This is a genomic window from Candidatus Pseudothioglobus sp. Uisw_050_01 (genome assembly GCF_048085775.1).
Lineage (GTDB): Bacteria > Pseudomonadota > Gammaproteobacteria > PS1 > Pseudothioglobaceae > Pseudothioglobus.
The window spans coordinates 340945-366615 of record NZ_CP159804.1 but is presented as its reverse complement, the minus strand read 5'-3'; the positions used below and the strand labels follow the sequence as shown (position 1 = coordinate 366615).

Below are 25671 nucleotides of genomic sequence, written 5' to 3'. Positions count from 1 at the left end.
TGTGATTTTATCTTAGAATTCACACTTTTTTTCTTGCAATAATAACCCCTTGCCAGCTATTTAAACTTAACTCATCATCACTCATCCAGCTCAATGAATCTAGTATTTCAATATTTAAATCTTCAAGTATTTTTGTTAGCTCAGGTAAGAACAAATATCTCATAGAATGTCTTTCATTAAAAACACTTGTTTGATTATTAGCCTTATCAGTTACTTCGATATTATAATTAACATCAACAATGTTTTCATTACATCTAATTTGAGGCTCAGCAACTCGTAAAACATCGATGTTACTATCATGCATTTTTTTTGTGCGAACTGAGGGCAAGTCAGTTAATACAGCTGGCCCATACCAAAAATCAAAGATCAATACTCCACCTGGAATTAGATGAGTAGATGCAGTCAAAAACATATCTTCCAAGTCTGCATTAGATGACTGATAACTCGCAACGTGAAATAATGATATTACAACATCAAACAATTTATTAATACGATAAGTTCGAACATCGCCAACTTCATAACTAGTATTCTCCAGTTTATTTTGAAAGTTAGCAATATCTACCATGGATTTACTAAGATCAATCCCATGTATATTAAAACCAAAATTAGCTAAATGTGCGGCATGCTTTCCAGTTCCAGACCCTAACTCTAAAATATCACCAGAACTAACTTTGTATTTTTTTAGGAGCTTAAAAATATAATCTACTTCAAGTTTATAATTCTTATCCCGATATAGAAGGTCATAATAAGCCGCATAAGAGTCAAATACTTTACTCATTTTAAAACCTTAACTAAAGCCTCAGCTACACGATTTATCTGTTCATCACTTAAGGCCATGCCACTTGGAATATAAAAACCACGCTGATAAAGTTTTTCTGCTTCTGGATAATATTCACCTTTAAATAAGCCCATTTTTCTTAGGACAGGCTGTTGATGCATTGGATAAAAAAAGGGACGACAACCAATACCAAGCCGCCCTAATCTTATCATTGCTTCTTTAGCGTCAAAATCAATAGATTTATCTAATATTAATCCAAAAACCCAATATATATTATTTGCATATGGAGTACTTTCCAGTGGTAATTGAATACCTTGAACTCCTTTTAGAAGCTTATTATAAAGCGCTCCCATTCGAGTTTTTCTATTAACAAATTCATCTAATCTTGATAATTGAGCTACTCCTAGAGCAGCTTGCATATTTGTCATTCGATAATTCCACCCTAACCTCTCATGGACAAATCTCTTATTTGGTTGGAAGCAAAGATTACGTAAGCTTCGACAATTTTTAGCTAACTGGGCATCATTAGTAAGAATCATCCCCCCTTCACCAGTCGTAATATGCTTATTAGGATAAAAACTTAAAGTACTAATATCACCAAAACTACCACAAGGCTTGCCTTTATAGGACTGTCCATGCATTTCTGCAGCATCCTCTATAACTTTAAGATTGTAATTTTTTGCTAAACTTAATACTGGATCCAGATCAACTGGAAGTCCATAAATATGCACAACCATAATTGCTTTAGTGCGCACAGTAATTTTACCCTCTATTTGATTTATATTCATATTCCAAGTATTAGGATCACTATCTACCAATATTGGTATAGCCCCTACTCGAACAATTTGATTAATACAAGAAATAATTGTAAATGAGGGCATGATGACCTCATCGCCCTTACTAATTCCTAGCGCTTCAATTGCAACATCTAGAGCCGCTGTTCCACTGCTAACAGCAATTCCAAACTCCCTAAGCGAGACTTTTGCTAATTTTTTCTCAAACTCTTCAACAAATGCTCCTTCAGAAGAAATCCAACCAGTCTCTATACACTCTAAAAGGTATTTCTTCTCTTTTTGTCCTAATAAAGGCTCATTGACTGGAATAAAGGCTGTTTTACTCATGCTTGCTAGGTTATTCTCAAGTCTTCAAAATTAACTGGCTCAAAGCGAGTCTTATCACTATCACCAATATATGGGCCTTGCTTTATCTCAATGATTTCACTTTTCTCAATCATTTGAAATCCATGACCCCCATGTGCCAAAAGAATAACATCACCTTGATGCAAGATTTTACTTTCAAGGTAAAGCTTGTTATTGTCATAATAATCAACTCTAACCTTGCCACTTTTTATATATAGAACTTCTTGAGTAACAAGAACCTCACGTTGAACAGTATTATGTAAATGAGGTAGAATGGAATACCCTTCCTCTCTAGTCATATATGCCAATTGCTGTGAATATTCATTTGGCGTGAAAAACTCAATACCATTAGAATGATAATTAGATCGAATAATAATAGATAAAACTTTACCATCATGTATAACTTCTTCAACCACTTAAATTTTCTCCATTTAATTCAGTCTCAATATAGTCAACTATAAATTTACCTGCGCCTTCTATGTTTGGTCTAACCAAAGGAATATTTGCTAATCTTTTATCCAATAAAACATCTTCTTTATTAATCACAACATCTGTAATAAAGGTTTTTATTAAGTTATTATTAGTTGATGTGTAGTAACTTTTAACTAACTTTTCTCCAACTTCATTATACCGAATATTATTTAATTTGACGAGACGGAGAATTGGCTTTTTAGTTGGCAAATATTCTGCCAAAAATGAACCGCAGTCAGTAATTAATGCATCCGAGTCTTTAAAAATGTCAAAATATTCAGGATCATTATAAAAAGAAGCATTAGTCAATTTATCCCATGCATTATAGTAAGCATTAACCTCATCTTGACTCATAAATCCTATTTCTACCAAATAATGTTTTAATCTCTGATGTGGCTTAAAAACCCAATATATATTTGGATGCAAAGATGCATACTCAAGAAAAAAATTATAATTTTCATCAAATGTTGAATAACTATCTTTGTTTAACCCTATTGACCAATGAGGTGCCCAAATAATTTTTTTGAAGGATCGACTTATATTACTGTTTGGTTTATTATACTCATCCAATTTTGGAAAGCCTGAGGTCACTACATTTTTTCCCTTTAGAGGACCATAAATACTAAATTGTTTTTTGTGCCACTCACTTTCAGCAAAAACTTTCCAGCTACAATTTTGAAGAGGCATATTAAAATGAGCTTGAAAGAAAGCCGCAATCTTAAAGCCATATGGAATATAGCAAACCAATGAATTTTTACTTAATTTATTCCATAAAAGTGATTTATGTATTTGAGGAGAGGGCTGATCATAAAAAATAATATCAGCATTAATTTCTCCTGCAGAAAGATAAATATTTTTTTGTGAATCATATCCTTTTAAAACATTCATGCCTTTTTTTTTGAAAAAGACATAATTATCATTAATAGTTGATTCAATAGTATTGACCTTATCTTCATAATTTGGAAAAACAACAATTAAAGGTTCAAAATAATCACTTAAGAAAAACTCGTCATACAGAGATTGTCCAGCCCAAAGTTGTTTTTGAGTTATAAAAAATACCACTTTGATTATTTTTTTTTCAAATAATTTTCTCCTTTTTGAAGCAACTACACCTTTATATCTTCTTTGAATTAAACACATATTTATCAATTCAATATTTTTATTAATGAATGATAAATAAAACCTAATTCCTGAAGCAATAGAAATTGAAAATGGAATTTTTTTTAAAACACGTCTTAGCATATAAAAATAGTTAAAAATATTATCATATTAGAAACAGTCAATTTCTCTTAAATTGATCTATAAGATCTGCGAGAATTTTTTGCTCAAGGGGAAACTTGATACTATTAATTTTATTTAGAGCAGGTAAAGAGGGCCAACCATAATCTTTAAAGATAAAACCATGAAATAAAGTGTCTTTTGAGTATCTTGGAATTATATGATAATGGACTTCAGGATCTTGCATCATTAACATCAAGTAGTTTATTTTGTCACAATGAAAAAGTGAACTAAGTATAGGTTCAATTTCTTTAATAATTTTAGAAAGCTCCATAAATGATGACTCACTTATTTTAGAATATTGCTTTTCTCCATGCTTAGTAATCAGAATTAAAGACCCTAATGTAGGCTGCTCATATCTAAGAATTAAATACCAGTTTTCATACTCTTTAATAAGCAACTCTGGAAATTTAAATTTTAAAAGAGTATTCACTTTAATTAAACTATGACTTACTTAGCTTTATAAATTTATTCATTTTTTATCTAATTTACTCAGAATCAAAACTCTTTAAATCTATATATTCACCATTTGGAAATGAATTTGAGGATACTAATTTAATTATCTTATTTGCTACAACTATTGGACTAAGTAATTCACCCTTATTAAACATTTCTACAAATTTATTCTTTAATGGACTTTGTTCAGCATTACTCTGTCTAATTTCTTCTTGCATCTCAGTGTCTAATGGCCCAGGATTAATTGACACTGATTTAACTGGATATTTCCAACTATTTGTATCAGAAACAATTACTGCTGTTAGCATATTTAAAGCTGACTTTGAAATGCAATATAAACCCCACCCTTCGACTGGATTTAATGAAACTCCTGAGCTTATATTTAAAATCATCGAATTCATAGAGTTGCTTTTTTTACTATAGGCCATAAAAAATTTACTAAGAATTATTGAAGAGGTTAAATTCAGACTAATGATGTTAGTTATTTCATCCATTTTAACTTCATCTAAACGGCTGATTGGTGATATTGTGCTCGCATTATTAATTAGCAAATGATTTGAAAATCCTTCCCAATTAATTTCACTAAAAATTACCTCTAATTCAACAGAAGATTCAAATTTAGACAAATCAATAGTATGCATATCTACTGTTGCACCTAAAGAAATACAAAAAGATTTTAATTCTAATAATCGCTTCTTATTACGAGCAATAATTATTAAATGATTATTTTTTTTTGCTAACTGCTTTGAAATTGAAGCCCCTAAGCCAGAAGAAGCACCAGTAATAATATATAAATTTTTTAACATTATATTTCTAATCCATTAAGATATTTAACTGATAATTCCATATCATTTAATTCTGATAAATATATACTTTCTGGTGATTGCTTGTTTTCCCAAGTAGATTTAATTTCAATTTGAGTTTGGTAATTAGACTCAATGTACTTAATAAAATTTTGTTTTCTAAAATCACTCACTTCTGGCAAAGCATTCCAGAAATCATCAACATAGATATCAGAATTTCTTGAATTTAAAGCGCCCAGTTCAATAGTTACTGGTATTTCAATTTTCTTTTCTTTAAAGAAAGATAAGATATCAGAAAAATTAACCACTCCTTGACCTAGTGGACATCTTGAAAGTTTATAACCCAAATCTGTTTTATATATTTTGTAGTCTTTCAGATGAATATTTCCAATATAAGGATACATGGTATTAAGAAAATTATTTGGAGATTCTAGTGCAGGAAGCGAGTTACCAGTATCCCAATTTACCCCAATATACTCTTTTGGAAATCTATTCCATAACCTATGATAGTCATCAACTATTATGTCTTGATGATTTTCAATTAACAATTGAATACCAAACTCCTTTAAGAAAGGCAAAATTTCATCTACATATTGTGAAAATAATTCGAAATCAGATTCAAATTCAGGGTGCCGGTATCTATTGCACCCATAAAAGTTTGAAACCTTTACTCTGAAATATTTGATGCCATAATTAGCTAGTATAGGAATAATATTTTTTGAATATTCAGCAGAAATATTCTCAAAATCTATTTTGATCCCTAAATTATTCTTATAAATATTGTCAATAAATGAAGTAATCTCTATCTTATCAAAGGTTGGGAAATATCTATCTACCGGCAACTCAATTCCAGAATAGCCGTATTGATGACAAATTTTAATCATTCTTGCAGGAGTTATTATATTAAACTCATCTCCTCGCCTAGAATCACTAATAAAGCCTGCAGAGTAACCAAAAGAATAAATACTTATATATACATCATTAAATTTAAAGCTCATAATTTTATTTATTTCAATGTTGTGTTGAAAACTTTCCACCGCTAACTTCGAGACTAGTGCCTGTAATATATGATGCCATATCTGATGATAAAAAAAGTATGCTATTTGCAATATCTGAGGACTCTCCCAGCCTACCTAATGCAATTGGTTTAATTAATCTATCATAGTTTTCATCAATATATTTTGACGTCATTGGAGTTCTAATTACTCCTGGAATTACACAGTTCACTCTAATATTTTTTAGTCCTAGCTCAGATGCAGTAGATTTTGTAAAAGTAACAATAGAGCTTTTAAGTGATGAATATATACTTGAATTTTTGATAGGCAGTACACTGGCAAATGACCCAAGATTTATGATTACACCTTGATTTTTCATATTTTTTGCTGCATACTTAGTACATAATACTGTAGTTTTAAAAATATTATTAAATTGCTCGTCTAACTCTATAACACTTAATTCATTTACTGGCTTAATTATCCATGTTGCACAATTATTAATCACAATATCAATACTCTTAAAATGACCAATAACCTTCATAAAAACTTCATTTACCTCATCATCTTGAGATAAATCACAAGGAATTGATATGACCCTATTATTTGAGTTATTTACCTCAGAAGTCATCTTTTTTACTGAATCGATAAGCACCTCCTCCCTTCTTCCCAGAATTGCGACATTAGCACCATTTTGAAGGAATGATTTAGCAATCTCATAGCCAATTCCACTGCCTCCTCCAGAAATAATAACTGTTTTATTAATAAAATTAAAATTACTCATAATTAAATCTATTTATATTGGTGAAATTGACTGGCCGCCGTCTATTCTAATTATTTGTCCTGATATGTATTGCGCCTCTTCAGAAAGCAAAAAATTTACTACGGATGATATATATTCTGGCTCAGCAGGTTTAAGAAGTATTGAATTAGACTGACTAAGAATCTTTTCTCTATCTTCAGCTGATCTATTTTCAAGAGTAGCATTAAATCGGCCAGATAAAGAAGCTCCAGGAGCAATGCAGTTGACATTGACTCCAAAAGCCCTTACTTCAGCTGCCACACTTCTAGTTAATTGTGCAACTGCAGCTTTTGAAACTGAATATGTTGTTTCTTGAACCACACCATAATTAGCCGAAGCAGATGACGTAGTAACAATCTTACCAAATTTATTATCTTTAAAATGTGGAACTATAGACTTTAATGAGTTTAATGTTGTTTTGTAATTTCGATTAAAAACAGCATCATGATCAATCTCATCAATCTCAAAATTATTTATTATGGCTTTTCCACCACTTGCATCTGAGTCTTGGCCAACTACGTCTCCACCAACATTTAATACACAGCCATCTATTTGACCAAAATCATTTATGATCTTATTAAAAGTATTTTTAGCTTCAAGAAAATTGGTTAAGTCACATTTATAAAATTTGTTTTTAGAACCATTAATAGAAAGTTGTTTAACTAAGTCATCGACACTATTAGTCTCCCCATAAATAGTACCAGCATTTCTACTAATATCAATTAATGCGAGATTATGGCCTTTCTTAGATAAATACACAGCATGGCTTAAGCCAATACCTCTAGTACCACCCGTAATAATTATATTCATAAAAAATATGTCTCCATTAGATATCTAAATTAGTACTAAAATCCAATAAAATCACTCATATTATAAATTTTTTTATGTTGCTCTGAGTCAACATCGCCCATGTAACCCCAGCTCGTAAAAATAGTTACAATATCCTCTTTCATAGAAGCAACTTCATCTAAATTTGTAATATTATCATCGATGAAAATAAATTTGTTAGAAGTATAGTCAAATTGATAATCAGAAAGAAGCCTTTTTATCAATTGCTCTTTATATACCGATATCTCTTTTGAATAAATATCACGAATCTTGCTAAAGTACCCAAAATATTTAGCTAAAATTTCAACAGACTCTTTATCTTTATTAGTAATAATAAAAAATTTACTCTCTGGCTTTAACAAAAATTCAGATACATTTTGATATGTTTTATGGAGCGATAGCCAGTATTCTAAATCATCTTTAAGGGCATCTCGTTGCTTATAAAAACTACTTTGAAATAATTGAATTTCTTCTAAAAACTGTAATTTTAAATAATGAAAAATCTTAATATCAATATTCTTAAATAGTTCATAAGCCTTCCATAAAATAAAATACTCTCCTGCAGGCCTAACCATCCATCGATTTTGATAAAAAAAAATACGCTGTGCAGAGGAGATACTATCTACATATCTTAAATCACATTTATAATAGGTGTTGTAACTAACTATTAGCATTTCATCAAGACCATTACAAAGAACTCCATCAAAATCTAATAGAAGTACTCTGTCTTTTTCAGACATACTTTTCTGTGATTTGACTATTTATCCATTTTGCTTTTTGTATGTCACTTTGATCATCAATATCAGTCCATAATAAATTCTCAGTACTACATTTATATATTGAATGTTTATTGAATAAACTCACTAATGGATCATGAAACCCAGCATTCATATCTTCAGCTAAGGATTTTTCCGCCTCAATAAAAAAAGCAGTTGATAGTTCACTTCTAAAACTATATAAACCTATAGCATACCCCTCATTCTGTTCAAATGGAATATGCCTACCCAAATCAGAAATTTTGTCACCATTAAGAACAACGCCTGGAGAATCAACTGGACCTTTATACTCATAATCATCTATAGCTATTGCTGAAACATTATTCATAGCAGTTAATTTTTCAATTATCTCATAATCAAAAACCATATCACCATTACATAATATAAAGTCTTTACCATCTACAACACCTCTCGAGCAAAATAAAGTATAAAGATTATTTCTAGAGCTATAGAATTCATTATAAATAGGATTAATAGTTATTGACTCTGGACAACGCTCTTTAAAGCGCGAAATTATTTCTTCTGAACAGTGGCCAACAATTGGAATAAACTCAGTTACACCAGCTATAATAAAATTATTAATTAAATGGTCTAGAAGAGTATAGTCGTCGAGTTTAACTAAAGCTTTATGATTTCTGGTAGCCTGATTCCCTCCAAATCTTCTCCCAACACCTGCTATTAATATTACAACTTTCATATAAAATCCTATTTTTGCCCAACACTTATATAATAAAAACTAAATTAATCTTTAATAATGTTATATTTCTTAAACAGCTCTTGCCCAAGATAATCTTTAATACTTGATTTAAATATTACAGGAGTAATACTTTCAAACATTTTATTTCTTATTGCTTCATTTAATGGTATTTCAACATCATTATAGTAATTATGGCAACTAATTATTGCATGAATACCATTATTTTTATATTTCTGTGGCAAATCTAAGGCAAGATACTGATTAAAATACTTCTGCATTGAATCACTAACGCTTCCAGTTAAAAATAAAGCTAATTTATTATGACTTTTGGCTAATTTACAAATTCCTATAGGAGTTTTCCCATTGAATGAATTATCAAATCTACCCTCTCCAGTAATTACAAGGTCTGCTTTTTTAACTTTTTCAGCAACTTTAAATTTATTTATAAAGAACTCATAGCCCAATTTTGGTTTAAGATTAAAAATAAAACTTAGACTTAAATTAATTCCTCCAGCAATACCAAAATACTGTTGTTTATTAATTGGTAAAAATTTAAGTTTTGATATTTGTGTTAAAGTCTTTTCAACAATAACTCCATATTGCTTAATACCTAATTCAAGTTGATCATTTATTAGCTTATTGGTATCGAAAAAATACTGCCCAATTTTCTGATTATTTGGGGTTTTCATATCCCTAATTGAAGCAGTTCCATCACATAAAGTTTCAATGTAGATATCTTTATAATCATCGTTGACATTACTAATGTCAACTCTATTAATATTTACCAAATCATCCCCAGTAAGATAAATTCCATTTTTAGGGATTATTTCATTACTCTTGCTGTCATAAAAAATAACTCCCAGAGCTTGGGCCATTCCAATTCCACAATCAACTGTATTAGTGCCTCCAAGACCAATATAAATATTCTTATATCCTTTTGACACAACTTTAGCTATCATTTGTCCTAATCCAAATGAGGTCAATTTTAATGGATTCTTATATATATCTTCTTCTGGCAATAATCGCAATATACTAGAGGAATCAATATAGGCAGTATCTTCTCTAATCTCTAGATAGGATGAGCGAATATTATTACCATAAGGGTTAATAATATTATTTACATATATGTTTTTTAGATTAAAGTTTTCTTGCAGGGCAACTGCTGAGTACTCACCTCCATCTACCATTGGAACTTTATCAATAGTAACATTTTGAAGACCTAATGATTCTACAACAGAACCGATCATATCACATGCCTGCATTGGCGTAAAAACGTCTTTGAATGAACCTGAGGAAATTAAAATATTCATCATTGAATCCTCTTAAATATTAATTTGGCAATTATTATCAAAACTAAATAAATTTCACAAATATTTTTTATAAATTATATTAGTTTTATGACTAATTATTCTTCAGTAAGTTTTTAAAATATTTTAATGGTCTAGTTACCCACCTAGGGAATCTAGTATCAATATAATAATAGATATTATTAATAAAACTTCTATGAGAATTATATTTGAAGTTTAATTGATCAAAAACCCTATCAATTACTATAAATTTTGGGTGCTTTAATGGAAAACTAAGTTCATTTAACTCCATGTTTGAGTATCTACCATTCATAAGAATGGTATGAGTTGCCTCAGTATGGCCATGCCCTATATTTCTAATAAGATTTTTAGATGGCATGATATTAATAGAACTATTAATAATCTTTGTATATGTCCATTGAAAATCCCAAGTACTTTGAGTACTATAAGACATTTCGAACCAATTTAATAGTAATCTTTTAACTTCAGGTTGCCCATTAAGCAAACTATCAAATAAATTCTCTTCTTTGGCTTGAAGATAACTTTCCATTTCATACTCATATAATGCCCAAGCCCTTCTCCATGTTGCCCAACCCCATACTCCTCCTACGTTACAAAAATGGTAGCTATAATTTTGGAAATTATTTGGTTTTTCTACATATGTCATACCTGCAACATGCATCACTCTTTTATCATCTTTAAATTTTTCTAACATTTCTTCACAATACCAAAAAAAACTTTGGCTTGGTAAACAGTCGTCTTCAAGAATAACTCCCATTTCTTCATTTTCAAAAAACCAATCTATAGCACTAGTGCAGCCTTTTTTACAGCCTAAGTTTGCCTCATTGAAGCGAGTCTTTACTTCGCAAGGCCAATCAACGTTAGATATCAAATAATCTCGCACTATTGTAACCATCTCCAGCTCCCCCTCAATTTCAGGTCGGGCTCCATCTGAAGAAATATAAAGCCTAGGTACCTTTGCTTTACGTATTGACTCAAATACCTCTTTGGTTGTATCAAGCCGATTAAATGTCATCAATAACGTTGCTGTATTTAGTTTATTAATCTTAACAATATTTGATTCATTTTTACTCATTACAACTTCCAGTTATTTTTTTCAAGTTTTCTTATATAGTCTTCAATATTATGTTTAATAAACCAACCCAAAGCTTCAGTTTTAGTAGTTATAACATCTCCAGACATTCTATTGCCTTGTCTTTCTGGTAGCATTTGAACGTTACCCCCAAACATTTTTGCAATTTCAAGAATTGAATAGCTTTTTGGATTGCCAATTCCAAACTCATCGCCATGTCCTTTTTCGGCAACAAGAATGAGTCCCTCGATAATATCATCAACATGCGTAAAATTTCTCCTCTGAAGTCCGGGGTTAACAACTGTAAGATCTTCGCCTTTCCTCATCTTATCAATAAATGATGCAATAATAGTCGCATATTTTCCTGAAGATATTTCTCTTTTTCCATAGACATTATAAAAATAGGTAATTGCATAAGAAATTCCATACCATTGCCCATAATTTACAATTAATTCAGTATTAGAGGCTTTTGTCCATGCATAAGGACTTTGAGTTCTCCCAAGCGCACCATCACTATATTTTGTACTACTACCAGAATAAATTAACTTAGACTTGGTTTTTCTTACAAATTCAAGCATTGCAAAAATACCCAACTTATTGAATTTCCATACTTTCTCTATATCATCAAAACTTTGCTCTACTCTTGAATATTCACCAAGATGATAAATAATATGAGGTGAAAAATTTACTAAATTATCGATATTACCAACATCACCTTCAATATAAGTAACGTTATCAACATGATTATCGCGACTCCCCATAAAATAATTATCTAGTGAATAGACAATATTATTAGGATCTAATGAGAGCCTCTCACAAAGATGACTTCCTATAAATCCAGCTCCCCCAGTTACAAGTATTTGTTTTTTCATATATAAATATAATCAAATAAAATAAAATAAAATAAAATAAAATAAAAAGTCCATTACATTTATTTCATATTGCTACATGCTAATATCGCTATATTTGATTTCACGAAGCCCATTTGGAACTGTTAACTCAATTATCTTATTACAATGTTTCAAAGTTGTAAGTCTATGAGCAATCATAAGGATAGTTACATCTTTATTTGAATCAATTATTGATTTGATTGTATTTTCCTCTGTTTTATTATCTAAAGCACTAGTTGCTTCATCTAGAATTAATAAATCTGATTCTTTATATAAAGCCCTAGCTATACCAATCCTTTGACGCTGACCACCAGAAATTCTTACACCATGTTCGCCAATTAGAGTTTGATATTTGTCATCCCATCCATCAATTAGCTTAGAAAGTTGAGCTACTTTTGCAGCATCTAAAACTTTAGCATAATTTATTTCATCACCAGTCATACCAAAAGCAATATTTTCTTCAACAGAAGTATCAAATAAATTAATATTTTGAGGCACATTAGAAATTTTTTGCTGCCATAAATGCCTATTCTTAATATTTATTTCCTTACCATCAACTAATAACATGCCATCTGAAGGCGACAACAGCCCAATAATTATATCAATCAATGTACTTTTACCACTTCCAGTTTCCCCAATAAAACCTACTTTATCTCCTTTATTGATTACTAAATTGACATTTTCTAAGACAAAAGTAGAGTCTTCTGAATATTTGAAACTAACGTTCTTCAATTCTATCCTATGAGAAAATAAAACATCATTAAATGAATTATTTTCTAAATATTCTGGCAGAGGTTGTTTAAGCAACACAAGAACTTCCTTAAAAGATTCATCAGCACTCTTGTAAGAAATATAAGAGTTATAAACCTGTTGCAAAGCAGGTAGAATCCTTTGCGCTCCAATTGCAAAAGCAGCCAAAACAGGAATAGCGCCCAGAGGATGGTCACTTTGAGTAGTCATTAAATATGCTAAAACAGCAACTATTGACATCCCAAAGGCTTCAATAGCAAATTTTGGACACCCAGCTAGAAATTGACTATTTGCCATTGCATTACGAACAGGCAAATCTGCATTTTGAAAAATTTTTGAATAAAAATTTTGAGCTTGATTTAAAAGGACCTCCCTGAAACCCAATAAACCCTCTTGGAGTGCTTTTACTTTTTCAGTAGATTTAAGATTGATAGTAATACTATTTTGTTTAAGGCGAAAACTAGTTGATTTCATTATCGAAAAATATATTATGCTCAAGCTTGCAAATAAAACAAATGCAACTGCAGCATCAATAAAAATAAGAACTGATATCAAGCCAGTAATAATAAATATTGAACCAAATAATGCCAAGATTGGACTTATTACTTGATCGCTTACCATGTTTGTTTTTAAAAGGATACCATTGACTATTTCGCTACTATTGCGAGAAACATGGACTAAATAATCCTGATATAAAGTACGTCTATATATTTCAATACTAAGGTCTGCTCCAATTGCTTGCGTCAAGTAAGTCGACAGATATAATAATGTTATACGAATAACTCCAGCAAATAATGTAGCACAAACAAATATAACACTAAAGGGGAAGGCCATTTGATCAGGCCTAATTATGCCTAATAGTTCAAAAAGAGGCTGCATATACTTATTTTGAAAAAGATGTTCTGGATTAGTTAATGCAGCAATAAATGGCAGCACGGACCCAACACTCAGCATCTCTAAAAACGAAGTTAAAATCATAAGAGCCAAAAGAAGGACTAATTGTTTTCTCCGCTTTTTTGATATGTTTTGCCACAATATTAGCAAGTTAGTCATTTAAAAACCCTTTAAAAAGAAAACTTATAGTTAGTCCTATTAACAATACCTTCACTAAGAACTAAAATTCTTCTGAGCTCATTATTAATTGCATTAGCACTCACCTAAACCTTTATATTTTTTGATCCAAATAAATAATAATCTGATGGGAGATGTTCAATTTTATTATCAGCCCAAAATAACTTGTCACGTTTTTTTTGAAAAGAATTAAAATATTTTTTATTATCAATAGACGCAAAATTATCTTGATAAGCGATCAAAAAGCTTGATACATTATCACAACAATCTATAAATAAATCTCTTACCGAAATTGGCGCTTCACTTAATGACCATGTAGCAATAAGAAGCATTTTAGTTTTATTATCAAAAATATCTAAAATAGCCTTCAATTGTTCAAGATCAGAAATACAAACCACTCCTTTCTTAGTTTTCATAAATTCATTGACACTTACAACAGGAATATTGATATTTTTTAAATAGTACTTTTGTAAAAGTGAGAAATGAGAAAAGTCGAAAATTATATAGCCGCCATCAAACCCTAAATTATAGTTTAATCTACACATACTTCCAAAGCCACCACCAAATTCTAAAATACAATCCTGGTCTATTATGTTCGTATTTGTAATTGATTCAAACTGTGCAATATGATAGCCATGATGAATCAAAATAGCAGATGAGCTAGGATAGAAGGCATACATAGATCTATGACCAAACCAGTCTTCTCTTATGCCCTTTTTATATATCTTCCAATTCTTATGTTTTTTTAAATATTTAATCTCATCATAAATAAAATCTGCATTTATGCCTAAATTCATTGTCTTTGAAATTACTGGCCAACTCAAAAATAAATCTATTTGATTATTAAGAACTGATTCTCTTAGTACATTTAAATTTTGTTGCCATGCTTCTAAAGCATGCTCTTCACTTAAATTTGTAGAACTGATATCACCATAGGTAGGAAGCTCTTTATAACTAGCCCAAAGCTCATTTACTAACTCTTTATCTGGAGTTTTTATAAATAAGCTAATATTAAATAAATTTAATATTAGGGAATTAAGCTTAAGAAAAAATCTAAAAACTAAAACTCGCATCATGAAGCCTCTTAAAAATATATTTATTAGTTGAGAAGTATACCTTCTGGTAAATTTTTATCGCTTTAATCTAATTAAGTTAATATTATTTTCATACATTAATCTATATCAATAATTTCAGACCATGATGGTTGTATACCAGGATGAGACTCCACTTTTTCTCTCCAGCCATGCCAATATTTTGGAAAAAAAACTTTTTTCCTGTACTTCATTAAATATGAACCCCACCATGCAAAAGTACTATTTGACCCTATCCCATATTTACATAATGTCATTAGAGAAAAATCAACAATTGGATGATTAGAGGATATATACTTATCAGAATCACTTATGTGTCTAAATGCTTGCTCAACATATTCAGGGTCATCAGATAAAAAAATATAGTAAGGAAAATTTACCTCGTTTTCAATTAGACTAATTGCATTACTATAGTAGGAAAATGGAAGATTTACCCCTCTTTTGTTATTATAAAACTCTCTTAGATAGTCTCCTCTGCGAACATGAACAAATACCTTTGTTCTATCATTAGGGAAGCTATTAAAAATTTTTAAAGCACTTTGAAAATAATGATCTTTAGTCTTAACTTTAATATTATCAATATTAAATAGCATCTCACTTTGAAAAAAGCCTTGTTTAACTATACTGACTGGAATCAAGCCAGTTTTTTTAGACACTTTTTTATCGTAAACTCCTTTTTCATCCCTTAAATGTTCAAAATAATTGAATATGCGTTTTTTAGCAAGCCAATATAAAGCTGGAAAAATAAGGATTCGCATAATGGAGTTAATAGCTCTTGAAGGTATATAGATATGAAAATTTAAATCTTTTAGATCAAAGCCATCCGCCAACTCTTCCATCCCACCCAAGCAAAAAATATTTTCATTATTTTTAGCTAAAGATCTCAAATAAGCATACTGAAATAATTCATTACCTACCCCCCAAGAAGAATAATATACTATCATAAGTCTATTTTTTTCAAATAATCTTTGTAAGTAAGTTCGAGGCCATCTATTAAATTTATTTTGGGCATCCATCCCAACTTATTTAACTTTTGGCTATCTAGTAATTTTCTATTCATGCCCTCTGGAAGCGAAGAATCATATTTAACTTCCCCAGTATAGCCAACAACACTAGTAATACAACTAACTAAATTCTTAATTGAAATATCTTCTCCATAACCTGCATTAAGATGACTACAATTAAGATCAACAACCTTTTCATAAACACTATTTTCAATTTTCATTATAAATATAGATGCTGAAGCCAAATCATCAACAAAAAGAAATTCCCTTTTAGCATCACCACTTCCCCAAACAGTTAGTGTTTCATTCTTAATTTTTGCTTCATGAACTCTTTTAATTAGTGAAGGAATAACATGGCTATTTTTTGAATGATAATTATCTCCAATTCCATATAAATTGGTTGGCATGATACTTCTGAAACTTAAACCATATTCTTTGCCATATTGTTTATTATAACTTTCACACATTTTAATCCCTGCAATTTTTGCAATTGAATATGCCTCATTAGAAGGCTCAAGTGAGCCAGTCATTAGATAGTCCTCTTTCATTGGTTGGTCAGATAGCTTAGGATATATACTACTAGAGCCAATAAAAAGTAATTTTTTAACACCACTTTCAAATGCAGCATGAATAATATTAGTTTGAATCATTATATTTTCATAAATAAAATCAGCTGGAAATGAGCTATTGGCATATATACCACCGACTTTCCCAGCAGCAATATAAACCTCACTAGGCATTTCTTTTTTGAAAAATTCTAAGACTTGAGCTTGATCAGTTAAATCCAACTCAGAATGTGCTCTTGTAATAATATTTACTGGTTCATTTTTTAATTGTCTAAAAATAGAACTTCCAACCATTCCATTATGACCCGCTATATATACTTTTGATTTCATAGGGTTAGTTATAAAAATCTTTTATTAATCCACAAACTCTTGTAATGTCACTATTCTCTAATTGACTCGATGAAGGAAGCCATAAACCATTATTTCCAACAAAATTTGAGACAGGATGACTACCAGGAACAGAATAAGCAAGTTGATTATTAATTGGAGGATACATTGGTCTTGTACCAATATTATTTTGCTTTAAAAAGATAGATAATTCATCTCGTTTTTCTGCAATACAGTCAAAAAACCATGGAGCTGTATATTCAATATCATGATCAAAAAGATTTATTTGTTTGATATTTTCTAAATTACTAGCATAAGCTTGATATATTTCTTTTTTTCTTTCAACTCTATATTGTAATTTTTTCATTTGCTCAATACCAATGCAAGCCTGCAACTCAGTAAACTTAAAATTATATCCTATGGAATCATGTATATCATTTCCTCCACTAGATCGGCCAAAATCTTTTAGCCGCCTAAGCTTAGCCATAACTCCATCATCATTAGTGATAAGTGCGCCACCTTGACCTGTTGATATAATCTTTGGAGCAGAAAACGAGAAACTACCTACCATTCCTGCATTTCCAATATGCCTTCCATCTTTATAAAATGATCCAAGAGATTGAGCAGCATCTTCAATTAGGATTAGCCCTTTATCCTTACAAAGATTTTCAAAAGCCTCAATTCCTGATTTTGGATACCTTCCATTTGCAGTAACCAACATGATGGCTTTTGTTTTATTTGTAATGGCTTGCTTAACTAGTTCAATATCTAAACATAAAGTTTCAGCCTCTACATCAACAAATATTGGCTTAGCTCCAAGCAATTTAATTGAATTAGGGGTTGCAATCATTGTGTAATTAGGAACAATTACCTCATCATTAGCCTGTATTCCAGAAGCAATTGCTGCTAGTGTCAAACTAATAGTACCATTGTTAACTACTATGCAATGTTTAGCACCCGTATAGTTAGCAATCATTTTTTCAAATATTTCAGTACGCTTAAACTCAGTTATAAACCCATCTTCATCCATGTAACTACAAACAGCTTGTTTTTCTTCCTTGCCAAACCAAGGACGCATCTGCATAATAAAATCATCACTCATATTTTAGTAGCCTCAACGTTTAAGCTAACTAAAATACCATTTTCTTTATCCATATGTGGGAAGTAAGATTGTGAGTGATCATCATAATCTTTATGAAGAGTTTCTTGCCAGTTGTATTTCTTTACATCTTTGAAGCCATTATCACCAAGTAATTTTGACATACTATTAAAGTTGTAAACAGTCTTGTGAAAAAGAGTTATTTTTTCTGTTTGAGTTTGAATATCCATCTGACCATATAGTGGTCCAAGAATACTTTCAATCTTTCCACTCTTATGATAAACCTCAATCAAACTATCAAAATCTGGCAATGCTATTCTCAATAAGCCATTTGGCTTTAAGACCCTACTCCATTCCTTTAAAACTTCAAGAGCCTCGGCAGGATTAAAGTACTCAAAGTTATGACTAGAGTAGATTAAAGATACTGACTCATCTGTAAACATTGATAAATCATCTATTCCAGACTTATAATCAATATGACTCATATCACATAAATCTATATGAATAAAGCCCGGAATATATCTATGCCAGCAACCTAAATGTAGTTTTATGTCTTCACTCATAATTTAAAATTTATTTTTATCATGTTCTACACTTATAAATGGTCCATTTTTTGACTCAATGACTTGAGTATCATTTTCTAATATCTCATAACCATGCCCGCCATAACCAAATACTGCAAGATCTCCTTCATAAAGAATATACTCTTGTAAGAAGCTCTCCTCTTCAGTAAAAAGTGACACTTTCACAGAGCCTTTCTTTATATAAATTGATTCTTGTGTGCGAGATGAATTACGATCGAACTCCTTATGTACATGTTTATCTAATTTCTTACCTTTATCGTACCACCATGAGCCTACTTGAATAAATAGCTCATCCGGTGTAACAAAATTAAGACCTTTAACCCAGTCTGAATCTCTATAAATAATAGATATAATTTTTCCTTCATGATTAATTGTTTCCATCAAAACTCCTATCTGTCTCTGTTTGAAAGTAAAGGTGAATTGGACAACCAATTAATATTAATTCTTGGATCATTCCATTTTACGGAGAACTGCTCATCAGCATCCATATAGTTGCCCTCATAAGCAAGTTTATAATGATAAACTGCAAGCTCACTCTTTACATAATATGCGTTACCAACACCTGGAGGAATTAATATAAGTTTTTGATTTTTTTTACCAATATTAAATTCTTGCCACTTTAAATAAGTTTCGGATGACTCTCTCAAGTCTACAACTACTTGCTGAATCTCTCCAAAAACAGATGTAACTAACTTCCATGATTTTGTATCACCATGGATACCTCTTAAAACATTAAATTTTGATGTAGAAAACTTATCATGTTTAAAAAATAATCCATTTGGCAATAATTTTTCTAGGTCATATTTTAAAAATGATGTCCAGATATCTCCCCTCAGATCTTCAGAAATTGATGGTTTAATTATCCAAACTCCTGACATTTCATTTGACTCCTCTATGGAGAACTCTATACTCATTCAATTCCACCAAAGTCATCATTGTTCAAGTCATACTTAACCATCTCTGTAACTAATTGCTTAAAAGAAATCTCTCTTTTCCAATTTAACTCATTTTCAGCTTTAGATGGGTCTCCAAGAAGCAATTCAACCTCTGCTGGACGGAAATATTTTTCATCAATTTCTATTAAAATTTTTCCTGAATTTTCATCAAAACCTTTTTCATTAACACCACTTCCTTTCCAGCTAATAGACACTCCAATTTCCCTGAATGCTACTTCTACAAACTCTCTAACTGTATGGGTCTCACCAGTAGCAATAACATAATCTTGTGGCTTTTCTTGTTGAAGCATTAACCATTGAGCATAAACAAAATCTTTTGCATGACCCCAATCACGTTTTGCATCTAAATTTCCAAGTTTCAAGACATTTTGCCTTCCTTGGTGAATCCGAGCAACTGCTTGAGTAATTTTTTTAGTTACAAAAGTTTCACCTCGCCTAGGTGACTCATGGTTAAACAATATACCATTACAGGCAAATAAACCATATGACTCTCGATAATTTACAGTTACCCAGTAAGCGTAAAGTTTTGCTGCACCATAAGGTGATTTAGGATAGAAAGGAGTTGTTTCACTCTGAGGCTCAGTACCTGGAATGCCTCCAAATAGTTCGGACGTGGATGCTTGATAATATTTACAAACAAGTTTTAAATCACGAACAGCATCTAGAAGCCTTATAGCTCCTACACCAACAACTTCAGCTGTATATTCAGGAACCTCAAAAGAAACTGCAACATGAGATTGTGCACCTAAATTATATATTTCATCAGGCTGAACTTTTGTAAGTATTCTATTTAGATTACTCGAATCTGTTAAATCTCCATAATAAGTATAAAAATTAGGATGTCCATCTAAATGATCTATTCTCTTTGTATTAAAAATAGAAGTTCTTCGCATTATTGCATGAACCTCATAGTTTTTTTCTAATAAAAGTTCGGCTAAATATGAGCCATCTTGTCCAGTAACTCCAGTAATAAAAGCTTTTTTCACACAATCATCCTAATTAGTTATTTTTTTAAATACCAATCTACCAAACTTTCTAGCCCCTTAGCCAGAGAGTAATTTGATTGATAACCGAGCAATTTTTTAGCTTTACTTATATCTGCCAAAGAATGCTTCACATCGCCCACTCGAAATTCTCTATATTTTGGTTCTTTTTTAATTAAACCTTGAATTCTTTTGATAAGAAGCCCTTCTATAATTTGATGTAAATCATTAAGGTTTGTTTTTTCACTCACAGCAACATTATAAATTTGGTTAACTGAGTTATTATCTTCTACTAACGCTGCCAATATATTTATTTGAACAACATTATCGATGTAACAAAAATCTCTACTCGTTTTGCCATCACCATTAATGAATATAGGATCATGATTAAGAATGGAAGAAATCCATGCTGGAATAACAGCAGCATATGCACCATTAGGATCTTGCCTCTTACCAAAAATATTAAAATATCTGAGACCTATTGAATCAAACCCATAATTATTAGAAAAAACATTTGCATATAACTCATTTACAACTTTAGTCACAGCATAAGGACTTAGAGGGTTACCAATATTTTGTTCTACTTTGGGTAGCGAAGGATGATCTCCATAATTAGCACTAGAAGATGCGTAAACGAAACGTTTTATTTTTGCATCCCTTGAAGCTATCAGCATGTTTAAAAAACCATCAATATTGGTCCTATTAGTATTTATAGGGTCCTCAATTGACCTAGGGACTGAACCTAATGCGGCATGATGAAGAACAAAATCAACACCTGCACAAGCTAGATGGCAATCTTCTAAATTAGTAATATCACCTTTTATAAATGTAAAATTATGACCAAGTAACTTCCCCGAAGAATTTTCAGCATCCTCAATTGCTTGATCAATATTATGCTGGAAGCCAGTTTCAAAATTATCTACACCAACAACTTTTTGGTTCAATATAAGAAGATTTTCTAGTAAATTAGAGCCAATAAAACCTGCTACTCCTGTTATCAACCAATTTCTCTGATTAGTTTTTAACTCATTTATGATTTCTATATATTTCATTTATAGCCTTCCATCAACTTCTTCTTTATTAAGAATATGCTTAATATCATAAAGAATAAATTTATCCTTACTAAATTCCTTAATCCTATCTTTACTCATGCTTTTGAAATCATTATGTGCGACAGCCAAAACAATACAGTCATATTTTTTTTCAACCGGTTTATCTATAAGATTAATATTATAATAATTACTCACCTCTTCTTTTGAGGCCCATGGGTCGTAAACATCCACGTTACAATTTAAATTTTCAAACTCTTTAATTACTCCAAATACTTTAGAGTTTCTCAAGTCAGGGCAATTGTCTTTAAAAGTTAATCCCATTATAAGAATATTAGACTTAGGGATTTTAATTGCTTTTTCTTTCATTAACTTCAAAATTTCTTGAACAACATATGTACCCATACTGTCATTAATTTTTCGACCTGCAAGAATTACCTCAGGCTTATAGCCAATACTTAAAGCTTTATGAGTTAAATAATATGGATCAACACCAATACAATGTCCACCAACCAAGCCTGGTGTGAATGGTAAAAAATTCCATTTTGTAGCTGCAGCCTCTAAAACAGATTGAGTATCTATACCAAGCTTATTAAATATAATTGAAAGCTCATTAATTAGTGCAATATTAACATCGCGCTGCGTATTTTCAATTACCTTTGCAGCTTCTGCAACTTTTATACTGCTAGCCATATGGGTTCCTGCTTTAATAATCTCACGATATAGAATATCTATTTCAATAGAAACTTCCTTATTAGAACCAGAAGTAACTTTTTTAATATCAGCCAAACGATGGTTCTTGTCACCAGGATTTATCCTTTCAGGAGAATAGCCGCAGTAAAAATCTTTATTAAATTTCAACCCAGAATACTTTTCAAGTAATGGAACACAAACCTCTTCAGTTGCGCCAGGATAAACTGTTGATTCATAAATCACAATATCACCTTTTTTAAGAATTACTCCAATACTCTGGCTCGCCTTCTTAAGTGGAGCAAGGTCAGGATTCTTATCGCTATCTATTGGTGTAGGAACAGTAATGATATAAATTTCACATGCTTTAATTTCATCTAATTTTGATGTAAAACTCAGGTAAGAGGCCTCGTTTAACTCTTGCGACGTTATTTCAAGCGTGGAATCAAAGCCATTTTTTAAGTCAATTAACCTATTTTTATTAATATCAAATCCAATCACATGGCGCTTTTTACCGAACTCAACAGATAAAGGTAGGCCAACATAGCCAAGCCCTATAACTGCGATACTCTTCTCGGTCATTATGATATTAATCCTTAACTGTTATCGAGATAAAATGATAAAAAATACTATTAAAATACAGAAAGCATTTTAAACCAATATATTCTCGAATAATAAAATCCTATACCAATTATATAACACCGTGATTTTTTGAATTATTTATAATAAGACATTAGTTGAATTAATTTGTAAAGAGTAATATGAAATATAATAATATTAACTTTAATAATAAAACTATCTTGATAACTGGTGGTGCAGGTTTTATCGGCAGCAACTTAGTCTTTTATTTTCAACAAAACTACCCTAACTCAAATCTTGTCGTATTTGATTGCTTTCGGAGCGAATTAACTTTTTCTAATGGTAATCTTCAAAGTTTTGGTCATTATAAAAACTTAATTGACTTTAAAGGTGATGTTATTTGTGGAAATATAAATAACAAAAATGATTTATTACTACTTAAAAAGTATAATTTTGATTTCATCTTTCATCAAGCTGCTATTTCAGATACTCGAGTATATGATCAAGAAGTTGTTATGCAAACAAATGTTAACTCTTTCTATGACATTTTAAATATTGCCAAAGATAATGAGGCTGTAATAGTATATGCAAGCTCTGCTGCAACCTATGGCAGTCTTTCATCTCCACAAACTGTTGGTCAAGAAAGCCCTGAAAACCCTTATGGCTTTAGTAAGCATATGATGGATCAAATTGCATATCGCTTTGGAAATGAAAACCCAAATATGACAATAGTAGGTTTAAAGTTTTTTAATGTATATGGACCTGGTGAATATTACAAAGCTAAAACCTCTTCAATGGTAATTCAACTTGGTCATCAAATCTTAGATGGTAATGCGCCAAAACTATTTGAATCTTCTGATCAAATTCTAAGAGATTTTATATATATTGATGATGTTATACAAGCTAATATTAAAGCATGTAGTCCTAAAATAAATGGAGTCTATAATGTAGGTACAGGGATACCTAGGAGTTTTCAAGATATTGCCGATATTCTGCAAAATGAATTAGGAAGTAACCTTGGTACTGAATATTTTCCTAATCCACTTAAAGGCTACCAGATGCATACGCAAGCAAATATAGATTCTTCAAAAATATACTTAGACTTTATGCCTAAATATAGCCTAGAGGAAGGAATTAAGGACTATATATCTGAAATTAAGCGACTGCATGGAAGTGATAATAAATGATTGAACTCCAAAATAAAAATCCTCGAGTGCTTGTTATTGGAGACTTAATGATAGACCATTATCTCTGGGGACATTGTAAAAGAGTATCTCCTGAAGCACCAGTTCAAGTTATAGATATTGAGAGTGAGAGCTCAGTTTTAGGTGGTGCTGGAAATGTTATAAACAATCTGAAATCATTAGGGGCCAAAGTTGATGCGATAAGTATTATAAGTGATTCAAAGGCTTCTCATGAACTGCAAAAACTTTTAACTGATATTAATGTTGATACTAATTTTCTAATTACTCAAAAAAATCGAACTATCTCTAAAAAAAGTAGAATTATTGCCTCTCAGCAACAGGTCGTTCGTTATGATCAAGAAAGTACTGAAGACATAAGTGAAGCATCACAAGATCTAATTCTTAATACTTTTAAAAAAATTATTGATAATTATGAAGTTATTTTGCTATCTGATTATGGAAAAGGAGTCCTTACTAAAGGACTTACTAAATCTTTAATTACCATTGCAAATAAATATCAGAAAAAAGTATTAGTTGACCCAAAAGGTACTGATTTTTCTAAATATAAGGGCGCTTATCTTCTCACTCCAAATCAAAAAGAAGCTAGTGAAGCTACTCAAATCAATATTAAAGATAATACAAGCTTAATTAAAACAATTACTAAATTAAAAAATGATTACGATCTTGATGTTTCACTTATTACTCTTAGTGAAGATGGTATAGCAATTTTTGACAATAAATTTCGCATTCATCCTACTAATACTAGAGAGGTATTTGATGTAACTGGAGCTGGCGATACAGTTCTTGCATCACTTGGTTTTGCTCTAGCTTGTAACCTCAAAATTGATGATGCTATTAAATTCTCTAACCTTGCCGCAAGTGTTGTAGTAAGTAAAATTGGCAGTGCTACTGCTTCTCTCGATGAAATTATTGAACTTGAATCAAGCCTTAATAAATCTTCTAGTGTTGAGCATATTAAAACACTCGATGAAATTAAAGCATTAAGCAAAGACTTAAAATCAAGAGATAAGAAAATTGTTTTTACTAATGGTTGCTTTGATCTTTTGCATGCAGGACATGTTCAATATTTAGAGGCTGCCAAAAGCTTTGGGGATATTTTAATTCTTGGTCTAAATTCTGACCGATCAGTAAAAGCAATAAAAGGATCAGGACGACCAATTAATAATGAAACTGATAGGGCTTATATAGTTGCCGCTCTTGAAGTAGTAGATTATGTAGTAATTTTTGACGAAGATACGCCATATAATTTAATCCAAAAGATCAAACCAAATACCTTAGTTAAAGGCAAAGATTATGAAGGAAAAAAAGTAGTAGGACAAGATATTGTTGACGAATTAATACTAATTGAATTTATTGAAGGCAAAAGCTCAAGTCAAATTATTAATAAAATTCAAAAAGGTAATTAGT

Annotated in this window: 27 protein-coding genes; 2 read left to right on the top strand and 25 right to left on the bottom strand. The window is 30.8% G+C overall.

What is annotated here, in order from left to right; all coding sequences use genetic code 11:
- Positions 1-19: 19 nt before the first annotated feature.
- The 25 genes from ABXT51_RS01830 to tviB form a co-directional block, all read right to left on the bottom strand.
- A complete protein-coding gene (locus tag ABXT51_RS01830) occupies positions 20-778 on the bottom strand; it encodes a class I SAM-dependent DNA methyltransferase (protein WP_416695884.1) in 759 nt (252 codons plus the stop codon).
- The gene (locus ABXT51_RS01825; protein WP_416695883.1) at positions 775-1899 is read right to left on the bottom strand and encodes a DegT/DnrJ/EryC1/StrS family aminotransferase; all 1125 of its coding nucleotides are present in this window, start codon (positions 1897-1899) and stop codon (positions 775-777) included. Before ABXT51_RS01825 ends, ABXT51_RS01830 begins: the two co-directional genes overlap by 4 nt.
- Before the next feature lie 5 nt (positions 1900-1904).
- Positions 1905-2333, bottom strand: coding sequence for a hypothetical protein (locus ABXT51_RS01820; RefSeq protein WP_416695882.1), 429 nt, complete (start codon positions 2331-2333; stop codon positions 1905-1907).
- Positions 2326-3630: a hypothetical protein gene (locus ABXT51_RS01815; RefSeq protein ID WP_416695881.1), complete on the bottom strand. Its 1305-nt coding sequence runs from the start codon at positions 3628-3630 to the stop codon at positions 2326-2328. The genes ABXT51_RS01820 and ABXT51_RS01815 overlap by 8 nt, the downstream gene beginning before the upstream one ends.
- 37 nt (positions 3631-3667) lie before the next feature.
- On the bottom strand, positions 3668-4099 hold the full coding sequence (locus tag ABXT51_RS01810; RefSeq protein WP_416695880.1) for an HIT family protein: 432 nt from the start codon (positions 4097-4099) through the stop codon (positions 3668-3670).
- Positions 4100-4154: 55 nt separating this feature from the next.
- Complete coding sequence (locus tag ABXT51_RS01805) at positions 4155-4928, bottom strand: SDR family NAD(P)-dependent oxidoreductase (RefSeq protein ID WP_416695879.1); 774 nt, start codon at positions 4926-4928, stop codon at positions 4155-4157.
- A complete protein-coding gene (locus ABXT51_RS01800) occupies positions 4928-5923 on the bottom strand; it encodes a sugar phosphate isomerase/epimerase family protein (protein ID WP_416695878.1) in 996 nt (331 codons plus the stop codon). Before ABXT51_RS01800 ends, ABXT51_RS01805 begins: the two co-directional genes overlap by 1 nt.
- A 13-nt stretch (positions 5924-5936) precedes the next feature.
- Positions 5937-6701 carry an SDR family NAD(P)-dependent oxidoreductase gene (locus ABXT51_RS01795; RefSeq protein ID WP_416695877.1) on the bottom strand — a complete coding sequence of 255 codons (765 nt, stop codon included), beginning with the start codon at positions 6699-6701 and terminating at the stop codon, positions 5937-5939.
- 12 nt (positions 6702-6713) lie between these two features.
- The gene (locus tag ABXT51_RS01790) at positions 6714-7529 is read right to left on the bottom strand and encodes an SDR family NAD(P)-dependent oxidoreductase (protein WP_416695876.1); all 816 of its coding nucleotides are present in this window, start codon (positions 7527-7529) and stop codon (positions 6714-6716) included.
- Positions 7530-7564: 35 nt separating this feature from the next.
- Positions 7565-8287: an HAD family hydrolase gene (locus tag ABXT51_RS01785; protein WP_416695875.1), complete on the bottom strand. Its 723-nt coding sequence runs from the start codon at positions 8285-8287 to the stop codon at positions 7565-7567.
- Positions 8280-9020, bottom strand: coding sequence for an NTP transferase domain-containing protein (locus ABXT51_RS01780; RefSeq protein ID WP_416695874.1), 741 nt, complete (start codon positions 9018-9020; stop codon positions 8280-8282). Before ABXT51_RS01780 ends, ABXT51_RS01785 begins: the two co-directional genes overlap by 8 nt.
- A gap of 44 nt (positions 9021-9064) precedes the next feature.
- Complete coding sequence (locus ABXT51_RS01775; RefSeq protein ID WP_416695873.1) at positions 9065-10333, bottom strand: glycerate kinase; 1269 nt, start codon at positions 10331-10333, stop codon at positions 9065-9067.
- A gap of 88 nt (positions 10334-10421) precedes the next feature.
- Complete coding sequence (locus ABXT51_RS01770) at positions 10422-11423, bottom strand: nucleotide-diphospho-sugar transferase (protein ID WP_416695872.1); 1002 nt, start codon at positions 11421-11423, stop codon at positions 10422-10424.
- The gene (locus ABXT51_RS01765) at positions 11423-12292 is read right to left on the bottom strand and encodes an NAD-dependent epimerase/dehydratase family protein (protein ID WP_416695871.1); all 870 of its coding nucleotides are present in this window, start codon (positions 12290-12292) and stop codon (positions 11423-11425) included. Before ABXT51_RS01765 ends, ABXT51_RS01770 begins: the two co-directional genes overlap by 1 nt.
- A gap of 72 nt (positions 12293-12364) precedes the next feature.
- Entirely contained in the window at positions 12365-14038 is a 1674-nt protein-coding gene (locus tag ABXT51_RS01760; protein WP_416695870.1) for an ABC transporter ATP-binding protein, read from the bottom strand.
- A 179-nt stretch (positions 14039-14217) separates the two neighbouring features.
- Positions 14218-15207, bottom strand: coding sequence for a hypothetical protein (locus ABXT51_RS01755; RefSeq protein WP_416695869.1), 990 nt, complete (start codon positions 15205-15207; stop codon positions 14218-14220).
- Between the two features lie 95 nt (positions 15208-15302).
- Positions 15303-16166 carry an alpha-1,2-fucosyltransferase gene (locus ABXT51_RS01750; RefSeq protein WP_416695868.1) on the bottom strand — a complete coding sequence of 288 codons (864 nt, stop codon included), beginning with the start codon at positions 16164-16166 and terminating at the stop codon, positions 15303-15305.
- On the bottom strand, positions 16163-17122 hold the full coding sequence (locus ABXT51_RS01745) for a GDP-L-fucose synthase family protein (RefSeq protein WP_416695867.1): 960 nt from the start codon (positions 17120-17122) through the stop codon (positions 16163-16165). The genes ABXT51_RS01750 and ABXT51_RS01745 overlap by 4 nt, the downstream gene beginning before the upstream one ends.
- A 4-nt stretch (positions 17123-17126) precedes the next feature.
- Positions 17127-18221, bottom strand: coding sequence for a DegT/DnrJ/EryC1/StrS family aminotransferase (locus tag ABXT51_RS01740; RefSeq protein ID WP_416695866.1), 1095 nt, complete (start codon positions 18219-18221; stop codon positions 17127-17129).
- A complete protein-coding gene (locus tag ABXT51_RS01735; protein WP_416695865.1) occupies positions 18218-18781 on the bottom strand; it encodes a class I SAM-dependent methyltransferase in 564 nt (187 codons plus the stop codon). Before ABXT51_RS01735 ends, ABXT51_RS01740 begins: the two co-directional genes overlap by 4 nt.
- Positions 18782-18784: 3 nt before the next feature.
- On the bottom strand, positions 18785-19183 hold the full coding sequence (locus tag ABXT51_RS01730) for a hypothetical protein (RefSeq protein ID WP_416695864.1): 399 nt from the start codon (positions 19181-19183) through the stop codon (positions 18785-18787).
- Between the two features lie 8 nt (positions 19184-19191).
- The gene (gene rfbC / locus ABXT51_RS01725; RefSeq protein WP_416695863.1) at positions 19192-19716 is read right to left on the bottom strand and encodes a dTDP-4-dehydrorhamnose 3,5-epimerase; all 525 of its coding nucleotides are present in this window, start codon (positions 19714-19716) and stop codon (positions 19192-19194) included.
- Positions 19713-20744: a GDP-mannose 4,6-dehydratase gene (gene gmd / locus ABXT51_RS01720; protein WP_416695862.1), complete on the bottom strand. Its 1032-nt coding sequence runs from the start codon at positions 20742-20744 to the stop codon at positions 19713-19715. The genes rfbC and gmd overlap by 4 nt, the downstream gene beginning before the upstream one ends.
- A gap of 17 nt (positions 20745-20761) precedes the next feature.
- Positions 20762-21793 carry an NAD-dependent epimerase/dehydratase family protein gene (locus tag ABXT51_RS01715; protein ID WP_416695861.1) on the bottom strand — a complete coding sequence of 344 codons (1032 nt, stop codon included), beginning with the start codon at positions 21791-21793 and terminating at the stop codon, positions 20762-20764.
- Entirely contained in the window at positions 21794-23062 is a 1269-nt protein-coding gene (gene tviB, locus ABXT51_RS01710) for a Vi polysaccharide biosynthesis UDP-N-acetylglucosamine C-6 dehydrogenase TviB (RefSeq protein ID WP_416695860.1), read from the bottom strand.
- Between the two features lie 179 nt (positions 23063-23241).
- Here tviB and rfaD point away from each other — a divergent pair, with 179 nt between their 5' ends.
- Together rfaD and rfaE1 are read left to right on the top strand one after the other, a co-directional pair.
- Positions 23242-24246 (top strand): ADP-glyceromanno-heptose 6-epimerase, encoded by a 1005-nt coding sequence (rfaD, locus tag ABXT51_RS01705; RefSeq protein ID WP_416695859.1) that lies wholly within the window; start codon positions 23242-23244, stop codon positions 24244-24246.
- Complete coding sequence (gene rfaE1, locus ABXT51_RS01700; RefSeq protein WP_416695858.1) at positions 24243-25670, top strand: D-glycero-beta-D-manno-heptose-7-phosphate kinase; 1428 nt, start codon at positions 24243-24245, stop codon at positions 25668-25670. The genes rfaD and rfaE1 overlap by 4 nt, the downstream gene beginning before the upstream one ends.
- Position 25671 lies beyond the last annotated feature (1 nt).